Genomic DNA, 9,801 nt, shown 5'->3' on the forward strand with positions numbered 1-9,801 from the left:
CGCCTTGCAGCTGCACGCACCCTGCCCCGCTCGGCCCAGCCGACAAGGCGCCGCACTCCGGCGCCACCTGATCCAAACGACACGCCCTAGGCGGCCGGGACGCCGGGCGCGTCCGGGGCCGCGCGGCGCGTCCGGCGCCGCCGAGTAACCTTTCGGGGCGGGCGTCCGGGGGCCGTGGCGTGACCCGCGCCGCGCGGCCCGTGGCATCGGCCCGTGGCGCCGGTCCGTGGCGTCGGACGAACTGCGAAGGTGGTACTTGCGTGAGGCTGACGATTCTCGGCGGCGGCGGATTCCGCGTGCCCCTCGTCTACGGGGCGCTCCTCGCGGACCGCGCCGAGGGCCGCGTCACCCGGGTCGTGCTGCACGACCTGGACGCGGACCGGCTCTCCGCCGTGGCCCGGGTCCTCGCCGAGCAGGCGGCCGGCGACCCCGGCGCGCCGGAGGTGACGGTCACCACCGACCTCGACGAGGCCCTGCGCGGCGCCGACTTCGTGTTCTCCGCGATCCGGGTCGGCGGGCTGGAGGGCCGCGCCGCCGACGAACGCGTCGCCCTCGACCTCGGCGTCCTCGGCCAGGAGACCGTCGGCGCCGGCGGCATCGCGTACGGACTGCGCACCGTGCCCGTCGCCGTGGACATCGCCCGGCGCGCGGCCCGGCTCGCACCCGACGCCTGGGTCATCAACTTCACCAACCCGGCCGGCCTGGTCACCGAGGCCATGTCCCGGCACCTCGGCGACCGCGTGATCGGCATCTGCGACTCGCCGGTCGGCCTCGGCCGCCGGATCGCTCGCGTCCTCGGCGCCGACCCGCGCGAGGCGTTCATCGACTACGTCGGACTCAACCACCTCGGCTGGGTACGCGGCCTGCGCGTCGCGGGCCGCGACGAACTCCCGCGCCTGCTCGCCGACCCCGCCCTGCTCGGCTCCTTCGAGGAGGGCAGACTCTTCGGCACCGAGTGGCTCCAGTCGCTCGGCGCGATCCCCAACGAATACCTGCACTACTACTACTTCAACCGCGAGACCGTCCACGCCTACCAGCGGGCCGACCGCACACGCGGCGCGTTCCTGCGCGACCAACAGGCCGGTTTCTACGCGGAGATGAAGCGCCCGGACGCCGAAGCGCTGAGCGCCTGGGACCGTACGCGCGCCGAACGCGAGGCCACCTACATGGCCGAGAACCGGGACGCGGCCGGCGCCGGCGAACGCGACGACGACGATCTGTCGGGCGGCTACGAGAAGGTCGCGCTCGCCCTCATGCGGGCCATCGCGCGCGACGAACGCACCACCCTGATCCTCAACGTCCGCAACCGCGGCACACTCACCGCCCTCGACAGCGAGGCCGTCATCGAAGTGCCCTGCCTGGTCGACGCGAACGGCGCCCACCCCGTCGCCGTCGACCCGCTGCCCGGACACGCCACCGGCCTGGTCTGCGCGGTCAAGGCCGTCGAACGCGAGGTGCTCTCCGCCGCCGCCTCCGGGTCCCGTACGACGGCGGTGAAGGCCTTCGCCCTGCACCCGCTGGTCGACTCGGTGAACGTGGCACGCGCTCTGGTCGACGGCTACACCGCCGTACACCCGGGCCTGGGCTACCTGAAATAGCCGTCCTCGGCCGGGCCGGGGCTGGGCGGGGCTGGGGTCGGGGTCGAACGGCCGCTCGGGGTCAGGGAGTTGTCGGCGGCTCGGCGGGGGCGTCCGCCGGGCCGAGCAGTCCGGACTCCGCCCGCGCGACCGCCGCCGGATGGCCGAAGAAGCCGGGCAGGCCGCCGGTGTGCAGGAAGACCGTGCGCTGCCCGGGGGTGATGTCGCCGTCCGCGACGGCGGCGGCCAGCCCGGCCATCGCCCGCCCGGTGTAGACGGGGTCCAGGACCAGGCCCTCCGTCCGCGCCGCCAGGGTCAGCGCGTCCATGACCGGCTCGGTGAGCGTGGCGTAGCCCGCCCCCACCTGGTCGAGGCGCACCCGCAGCGCGGCCGGGTCGCACGGGGCGCCGCACACCTCCGTGACCAGATCCGCGACCGTACGGGCGGGCCGCTCGACGGCGCCGACGTGCACGCCGAGGACCCGCCCGCCGCCCAGGCCCGCGACGAGCCCGGCCATGGTGCCGCCCGAGCCGAGGGCGACGACCACGCTGGCCACGTCAGGCACCTGGTCGACGAGTTCGTCCGCGCACCCCGCGTAGCCCCGGGCGCCCAGCGCGCTGGACCCGCCGAACGGGATGAGCGCCGGTACCTCCCCGGCCGCCCGCAGTTCCGCCGCCACCTGCTCGGCCCGCTCGGCGAGCCTCGCGCGGTCGCCCTCCCAGACGACCCGGGCGCCGAGGAGACCGTCGAGCGCGAGGTTCCCGGAGGCGGGCGGCGCCTCCCCGGGGGAGACGCCGCCGGAGCCCGCGAGCACGAGGACGGCCCGCAGACCGAGCCGGGCCGCCGCGGCGGCCGTCAGCCGGGCGTGGTTGGACTGCGGTGCCCCGGTCGTCACCAGCACGGTGGCCCCGTCGGCGAGCGCCGCGCCACAGAGCCACTCCAGCTTGCGGATCTTGTTGCCGCCGCCGCCCAGGCCGGTGAGGTCGTCGCGCTTGATCCACAGGTCGTCGGCGCCGAGGCCGAGCGCCGCCGCCAGCCGGGGCGCGGGTTCGAGCGGGGTGGGCCAACCGCCCAGCCGGGCGCGGGGCGGGCTGCTGTTCCCGGAAGACGTACTGGTCACCGCGGGCCTTTCTGCTGACGCCGGTCGTACGGAGACTCTAGGTCCTGTCGTCACATCCCCGTCGTTCGCCCGGAGGGCGGGCATGGCGTCGGCAGGCAGGCGGGCATGTGACGACAGAGCCTAGGGCGACGGGCCGCCCGGAGATCCGGGCGGCCCGCCGTGTTGTCCCGTCGCCTTGTCGCTCAGCCGGTGAAGCCGGCCGTGATCGACGTGAACTGCCAGGTGCTCTGGCTGATGCCGGAGCAGTTGCTCACCACGCCGCCCCCGGGGCAGGACCGGTCGCGGTTGACCGCCCAGTAGGCGAGCCGCGCGATGTGGTGCGCGTTCGACCAGTCACGGATCTGCGTCCAGATGGCAGGCGTCGTGTTCTCCTGCTGGTCCGACAGACCGTTCATGCCGGAGATGCCGATGTGCGAGTAGGCCGTGGCGTCGTCCCAGCCGAACGTCGACTTCAGCTTGGTCTTCAGCCCCTCGGTCGCGTTGACCGTGTTGCCGTACATGTCGGAGCCGCCGCCGAAGTCGAACGGCATGATGGTGAACACGTCGATGCCCGCGTTCAGGGACTGCGCCTGCTCGATGAGCCGGTTGCCGTAGTAGGTCGGGCCGGTGGTCGAGGTGCCGAAGGTGACGATCGTCTTCAGGCCCGGGTTGTTGGCCTTGACGGTCTTCAGCGCGGTCAGGATCTTCGCCTGGACGGCCTCGTTCTCGAACTCGTCGGTGTTCTCGATGTCCATGTCGATCGCCTTGAGGCTGTAGGCGTCGATCACCTTCTGCAGCGCGCCCGCGAGTGCGCTCGCCGAGGAGCAGTTGGCGCCGAGCTTGCTGCCCTGCCAGCCGCCGAACGAGGGCACGATGTCACCGCCCGCGGAACGGATCTGGTTGATCGCGGTCTGGTCGACCCCGCCGGTCAGCGGCCGGCTGCCGTCCCAACTCGGGTTGCAGCCACCGGAGTCCAGCACGAACGCCATCGTGAACCACTTGACGCCGGTCGCGTTCATCACCGTCGTCGGGTTCGGCGGGTCGCCCCAGCCCTCGTAGAGATAGGGCGCGGCCTGCTTGAAGCCGGTGCCGCCGCCGCTGCCCGCGCTCGTCGTGACGCTCACGGCGTTGGAGGCGCCCGAGGTGTTCCCGGCCGCGTCCCGCGCCTTGACGGTGAAGGTGTAGGCGGTGCTGGGCGACAGCCCGCTGACCGTCGCGCTGGTCCCCGACACGCTGAGCACCTGGTTGGAGCCGCTGTAGACGTCGTACGCGGTGACGCCGACGTTGTCGCTCGACGCGCCCCACGACAGCGACACGCTGGTGGAGGTCTTGCCGGTCGAGGTCAGACCGGTCGGCGCGGTCGGCGCCTGGGTGTCCGAGCCGCCCCCGCCACCGCCGGGGCCGTCCAGGCTGATGTCGTCGGCGTAGTAGGTGCCCTGCGCGTACCAGCCGTGGACGTAGATCTTCGCGCTGGTCTGCGAGGCGCCGGTGGTGAAGGAGACGCTGAGCTGGCTGTACGCGGACGGGGACGAGGTCCAGGTCGACGCGCCGCCGTCGACCCCGAGGTAGACATAGCTGCCGCGGACCCAGCCCTTGAGGCTGTACGTCGTGTTCGGCTGGACCGAGACGGTCTGCGTGCACTGCGCGTTGTCGCTGGAACTCACCGCGCCGGCCAGGGCTTTGGAGCCGCCGTGGACGGGGCTGGAGACGACGGAGCCCAGGTTGCCGGAGCAGGACCAGGGGGAGAGGCTGCCCGTTTCGAAGCCGGGGTTGGTCAGGATGTTGGCCGCCTGCGCCGTACCGGGCAGGGCGACTGCCCCGGCGAGGGCCAGCGCGGCCGTGCCGAGGAGGGCGAGGAGGCGATGTCTGGAGCGTCTGAGCTGTGTGATGCGCACGCGGTCTCCCTGGGGAATGGGGGTGTTCGGGAGTGCAGAGAGGTGCGCAACCAAGTTGGTATGGACCAATCGCGCTGTCAAGACGCCGAGCGGTAATTCGGGCCGGAACAACTCCGAAAATCCTGACGGGCGTTCACCGGACCGAGGCGGGCGGCGCGGTCGCGATCACCGGCGTGCGCGGCGCGGAGTCCAGCGGAGGGCCCCGACGGCGCAAGTCGGGCCGCAGACAGAGGTGTTCGAGCAGCTCGCCGGCCAGGGCCGCGTACCCGACGACCTCCGCTCCGCACACCGCGACCCAGCCCCGGCACTCCGCGAGCAGGACGTCACGGGCCCACCTCCGGTACGGGCACGCCAAGTTACGCCGGGGCCGTGGCGGCGCTTTCCGGGTGGGCGGGGGCCGGGGCGGGGGCCTGGGGCTGCTGACCGGTCGGCGCGGACATCGTCGGCTTCGTCGCGGTGGGCGGGCCGGCCGGGGAGTCCGTGGGCTGCGCCGGTACCGCCGGGAGCGTGGGCACCGGCGTGTCCGCCGTCCGCTGCTGCGGGAGCGACACCGGGCGGACCGGACGCGGACCCGACACCACCGTGTAGTCCTGCCCGAGGAACGGCGGCACGATCTCGCCGGTCTCCTCGCCGAGCGCCAACCGCACAGCCGCCCAAGGGGCGTTGACCCCGCACTGCGCGAGCTGGTGCAGCCCGCCCGCCGGACGGGTGTTCACGTCCATCAGCACCGGCTGGTCGCCGTACATACGGAACTGGATGTTGGACAGGTACTTCAGCCCGAACGCCTCCGCGAGCAGCCGCGCCGGCTCGATCCAGGAAGGGTGCAGCGTGAACCCGCGCCGCCGCCCGTTCTTGGTCCGCCCGATCGCCATGCGCACCCGGCCGTCGGGCCCGGTCAGGGTGTCCACCGACACCTCGGGCTGCCCGAGATGCGGCATCACCAGCCAGTCGACGGGCTCCTCCGTCTCGCGCAGCGCCTCCACGACCAGGTCGAGAGGCACGTACGGGCTGGGGAAACCGCTCAGGTGCGCGAGGGAGAAGGGGGAGCGGGTGATGACGCGGAAGCCCACCCCGCCCGCGCCGGCGGCCGGCTTGAAGCAGGCCCGCTGACCCGCCGCCTCCAACGCCTCGACCGCGGCGACCAGTTCCTCCTCGGTGCGCACCCGCCACCACGGAGGCACCGGCACGCCCACGGACTCGACCGCCTGGTACGCGGTGGCCTTGTCGTGGAACACCGCGACCGCCTCGGCGGGCGGCGCCAGCAGCGCCGTACCGGCCGCCGCGAACTCGGCGCGCTGCGCCACGATCGCGGCCTGGTGCAGGACGGGTATGAACACGTCGACCGAGCGCCGGGCGCACAGGTCGAGCGCGTACTCGACGTAGGCGCGCGGGGACAGCCCCTCCGGCTCCATCTCGGCGGTGTCCGCCGCGGCCAGGACGGGGGAGTCGGCGTCGCCGTGGGTGGCGTGGATCTCGACCGCACGGTGCTGCGGATTACTTCGCAGCTGATCCATGAAGAACACGTTCTCCGCGTACGTGCGGTTGAGCCAGACGCGTACGCGAGAGCCCATGCAAGCCACCATTCACGGTTCGCGGGCACGGCGGAGCAGGCCGAGCCCGGCCAGGGGTAGGGGAGGTACACCGGGCCGTCGTGCGCCAAGGCCGGTTCGAGACGGTGGTGTTGGGGCGATCATAGGGGGCGCGGGACCCCTCTGCTGCTACAGGGATGTTACGGATTCACCGATCTTCCGGCCGACGCCCCTGGCCGGCGCTTCCTCGCCTCCCGGCCGGCGCCTCCTTGTCCCCCGACGTCCCGGTGTGTTCTTGTGTTGCCGTCCGCTTTCCACGCTTCCACGGGGGGCCCGCGTGCGGCCGAACGACGGCGGTGACGGCAACCTGCTCGCCATCAGCGACCTGCACATCAACCATCCCGAGAACCGGGCCCTGGTCGAGCGCCTGCGCCCGGAGACGGACGACGACTGGCTGCTGGTGGCCGGTGACATCGGCGAGATCGTCGACGACATCCGCTGGACCCTGGAGACCCTCGCCGGCCGCTTCCGCCAGGTCGTCTGGGTCCCCGGCAACCACGAACTGTGGACCCACCCGAAGGACTCCGTCCAGCTCCGGGGCGTTGCCCGCTACGAGCATCTGGTCGCCCTGTGCCGGGAGCTGGGCGTCACCACCCCCGAGGACCCCTACCCCGTCTGGGAGGGCCCCGGCGGCCCCGCCGTCGTCGCACCGCTGTTCCTGCTCTACGACTACTCGTTCCTGCCGCCGGGCAAGGCCACCAAGGACGAGGGGCTCGCCTACGCCCACGAGACCGGGATCGTCTGCACCGACGAGTACCTCCTCCACCCCGACCCCTATCCGAGCCGGGACGCCTGGTGCCGGGCCCGGGTCGCCGAGACCGAACGCCGGCTCGCCGAACTCCCCGGCGACCTGCCCGTCATCCCCGTCAACCACTACCCGCTGGACCGCCACCCGACGGACATCCTGCGCTACCCCGAGTTCGCCATGTGGTGCGGCACGACCGCCACCGCCGACTGGCACCGCCGGTTCCGCGTCGAGACCATGGTCTACGGACATCTGCACATCCCCCGGACCACCTGGCACGAGGGTGTGCGCTTCGAAGAGGTCTCGGTGGGCTACCCGCGAGAATGGCGCAAGCGTCCGGGACCGCCCGGCACGCTGCGCCGCATTCTGCCGATGGAGGTCAAGGCCGGTGATGGAGGAGCTGCTCCCGGAGTCCGTGGTGGTCGTGGAGAACCGCGGTGACGACGGGGGCGAGGACGCGCCGCTGTACCCCGAGGAGCAGGCGCTCCTGACACGGGCCGTGGCGAAGCGCCGCCGGGAGTTCGCGGCCGTGCGCTCCTGTGCCCGGCGCGCCATGGAGAAGCTGGGCGTCCCGCCGGGTCCCGTGCTGCCCGGTGAGCGCGGTGCGCCGCGGTGGCCGGCCGGTCTGATCGGCAGCATGACACACTGCGACGGCTACCGTGCCGCCGCCCTCGCCCGCGCCACCGACCTCGCCTCCGTCGGCATCGACGCCGAGCCCCACCAGGGGCTCCCGGAAGGCGTCCTCGAAAGCATCGCCCTGCCCTCGGAGACGGCCCGCCTCGCCCGCCTGCGGACCCGCGAACCGGCCGTGCACTGGGACCGCCTCCTGTTCAGCGCCAAGGAGTCGGTCTACAAGGCGTGGTTCCCCCTCACCGGCGAGTGGCTGGACTTCTCCGAGGCGGACATCGACATCGCGGTCACCGCGCACTCCGCCGACGCCGCCCCCGCCACGGGCGGCTTCCGAGCCCGACTCCTCGTCCCCGGACCGGTGGTGAACGGCCACCGCGTCTCCTCCTTCGACGGCCGCTGGACGGTCAGGGACGGTCTGCTGGCCACAGCGGTGACGATCCCGCACGATCCGGCGGGCGGCGGGCCCCGGGGCTCGTAGGCGACCGCCCCGCGTACGGCCCCTGCTCTCCGACGACGGGAGCATCTGGCCCGGCGCGGCGGCCCGGCACTTGCGGCCTGGCACGGCGGCCTGGCTCGGCACGGTGGCCCGGCTCGGCACGGCCCCCCTGCTCCGCGCACCAGTCCCCACCACCCCTCACACCCTGCCCGCCTCCGGGCACCAAGCCTCCAGCAGGCGGAAGAACTCCTCCTCGTTGCCCGCGAGCCCCGCTGCGGACAGCGCTCGCTCCGCCTCCGCGAGGACGGCCGGCGGTACCAGGGGCGGCCGGCCCCCGTCCGGCGGGCCGTCGAACGCCGCTCGGACGGTCTGGAGGAGACGGAGATAGGCCTGCACGGCGGCGCGTTCGTGGTCGGTCAGTACGGCGGTCGGCATCGGACGGCTCTCCCGGTCGGCTTGTCGTGGCACTGCTCGTGACCCCAGCTTGCCGTCCGCCACTGACAATCCGGTTTCGGTCCGTACAGGTTCGCCCGCTTAGCGGAGGCGAAACCTCACGGAAATCCCTTGTGGAACAGGGGCCCTACGCTGGAGGGAAGAGCCGAGGGGCCGCCGACCGGACGGCCCCGAGCCGCCCTCCCGGCGGTTCACGCGCCGCGTCGGCCGCCCTCGCGACGGCCGGGAACGGGGAGGTCCAGCCCGTGGACGACACACCATCCCCGCCTCCCCGGCGCGCCACGCGGCTGCGTTCCGTCGCCGACGGGGAGCTGATCCTGCGTCACCGCGTCGTGCACGGCTACCGGCGCGCGTACCGGATGGCCGGCGAGGGCCCGGCGCTCGTCCTGATCCACGGCATCGGCGACTCCTCCGCGACCTGGGCCGACCTGATCCCCGACCTCGCCCGCCGGCACACCGTGATCGCGCCCGATCTGCTCGGCCACGGCGCCTCCGACAAGCCGCGCGCCGACTACTCGGTGGCCGCCTACGCCAACGGCGTACGGGATCTGCTCACCACCCTCGGCATCGAATCCGCCACGCTGGTCGGGCACTCGCTGGGCGGGGGAGTGGCGATGCAGTTCGCCTACCAGTTCCCCGAGCGCACCGAGCGGCTGATCCTGGTCAGCGCGGGCGGCGTCGGCGGCGAGGTCAACCCCGTGCTGCGCGCCGTGTCCCTGCCCGGCGCCCATCTCGCGCTGTCGTCGCTGCGCCTGCCCGGTATGCGCCTCCAAGTCGGCCTCTTCTTACGGCTGATGCGGCTGCTCGACACCGATCTGGGCCAGGACGCACCGGAGTTGCTGAACCTGGTGGACGCGCTGCCCGACGCCACCTCCCGCAGCGCGTTCATCCGGACCCTGCGGGCCGTCGTCGACTGGCGCGGGCAGGCGGTCACCATGCTCGACCGCTGCTACCTCACCGAGGGCATGCCCACCATGCTCCTGTGGGGCGACCGGGACAGCGTGGTCCCCGTCCGGCACGCCTACGGTGCCCACGAGGCCATGCCCGGCAGCAGGCTGGAGATCTTCGAGGGCGCGGGCCACTTCCCGTTCCACACCGACCCGGCCCGCTTCCTCGCCCTGGTCGAGGAGTTCACCACCGGCACCCGCCCCGCCGACTGGAGCCGCGAGCACTGGCGTGACCTGCTGCGCGCCGGCCGCCCGGGCACGGCGGCGGGACAGCCGGACACCGCCAGGAACCGCGCCCTGGAGAAAGGCCTGCGCGAGGCGAGCGAACGCAGCGCCACCTAGGGCGTGTCGTTTGGATCAGGTGGCGCCGGAGTGCGGCGCCTTGTCGGCTGGGCCGAGCGGGGCAGGGTGCGTGCAGCTGCAAGGCGGA

8 protein-coding genes are annotated in these 9,801 nt (G+C 73.2%); 4 read left to right on the forward strand and 4 right to left on the reverse strand.

Features of this window, described 5'->3' with window-relative positions; translation table 11 throughout:
* Positions 1 to 260: 260 nt before the first annotated feature.
* Positions 261 to 1,598: a 6-phospho-beta-glucosidase gene (locus AB0912_RS35445; protein WP_366707374.1), complete on the forward strand. Its 1,338-nt coding sequence runs from the start codon at positions 261 to 263 to the stop codon at positions 1,596 to 1,598.
* 61 nt (positions 1,599 to 1,659) lie between these two features.
* On the opposite strand, the gene AB0912_RS35450 is transcribed toward AB0912_RS35445, so the two are convergent.
* The 3 genes from AB0912_RS35450 to AB0912_RS35460 all read right to left on the reverse strand — a co-directional run bounded on the left by AB0912_RS35450 (position 1,660) and on the right by AB0912_RS35460 (position 6,142).
* Positions 1,660 to 2,697 carry a pyridoxal-phosphate dependent enzyme gene (locus AB0912_RS35450; RefSeq protein ID WP_366707376.1) on the reverse strand — a complete coding sequence of 346 codons (1,038 nt, stop codon included), beginning with the start codon at positions 2,695 to 2,697 and terminating at the stop codon, positions 1,660 to 1,662.
* Positions 2,698 to 2,879: 182 nt separating this feature from the next.
* Positions 2,880 to 4,571, reverse strand: coding sequence for a carbohydrate binding domain-containing protein (locus AB0912_RS35455; protein WP_366707378.1), 1,692 nt, complete (start codon positions 4,569 to 4,571; stop codon positions 2,880 to 2,882).
* A gap of 356 nt (positions 4,572 to 4,927) precedes the next feature.
* Positions 4,928 to 6,142, reverse strand: coding sequence for an ATP-grasp domain-containing protein (locus AB0912_RS35460; protein ID WP_366707380.1), 1,215 nt, complete (start codon positions 6,140 to 6,142; stop codon positions 4,928 to 4,930).
* 295 nt (positions 6,143 to 6,437) lie between these two features.
* On the opposite strand from AB0912_RS35460, the gene AB0912_RS35465 reads away from it, so the two are divergent.
* Positions 6,438 to 7,346 carry a metallophosphoesterase gene (locus tag AB0912_RS35465; RefSeq protein WP_366707382.1) on the forward strand — a complete coding sequence of 303 codons (909 nt, stop codon included), beginning with the start codon at positions 6,438 to 6,440 and terminating at the stop codon, positions 7,344 to 7,346.
* Positions 7,294 to 8,013 (forward strand): 4'-phosphopantetheinyl transferase superfamily protein, encoded by a 720-nt coding sequence (locus tag AB0912_RS35470; RefSeq protein ID WP_366707384.1) that lies wholly within the window; start codon positions 7,294 to 7,296, stop codon positions 8,011 to 8,013. Before AB0912_RS35465 ends, AB0912_RS35470 begins: the two co-directional genes overlap by 53 nt.
* A 156-nt stretch (positions 8,014 to 8,169) precedes the next feature.
* Here the strand turns inward: AB0912_RS35470 and AB0912_RS35475 are convergent, their stop codons facing one another.
* On the reverse strand, positions 8,170 to 8,406 hold the full coding sequence (locus AB0912_RS35475) for a hypothetical protein (RefSeq protein ID WP_366707386.1): 237 nt from the start codon (positions 8,404 to 8,406) through the stop codon (positions 8,170 to 8,172).
* 263 nt (positions 8,407 to 8,669) lie between these two features.
* Between AB0912_RS35475 and AB0912_RS35480 the strand changes: the two genes are divergently transcribed.
* Positions 8,670 to 9,713 (forward strand): alpha/beta hydrolase, encoded by a 1,044-nt coding sequence (locus AB0912_RS35480; protein ID WP_366707388.1) that lies wholly within the window; start codon positions 8,670 to 8,672, stop codon positions 9,711 to 9,713.
* Positions 9,714 to 9,801: the final 88 nt, after the last annotated feature.

This window comes from Streptomyces sp. NPDC007084, from assembly GCF_040703595.1.
Lineage (GTDB): Bacteria > Actinomycetota > Actinomycetes > Streptomycetales > Streptomycetaceae > Streptomyces.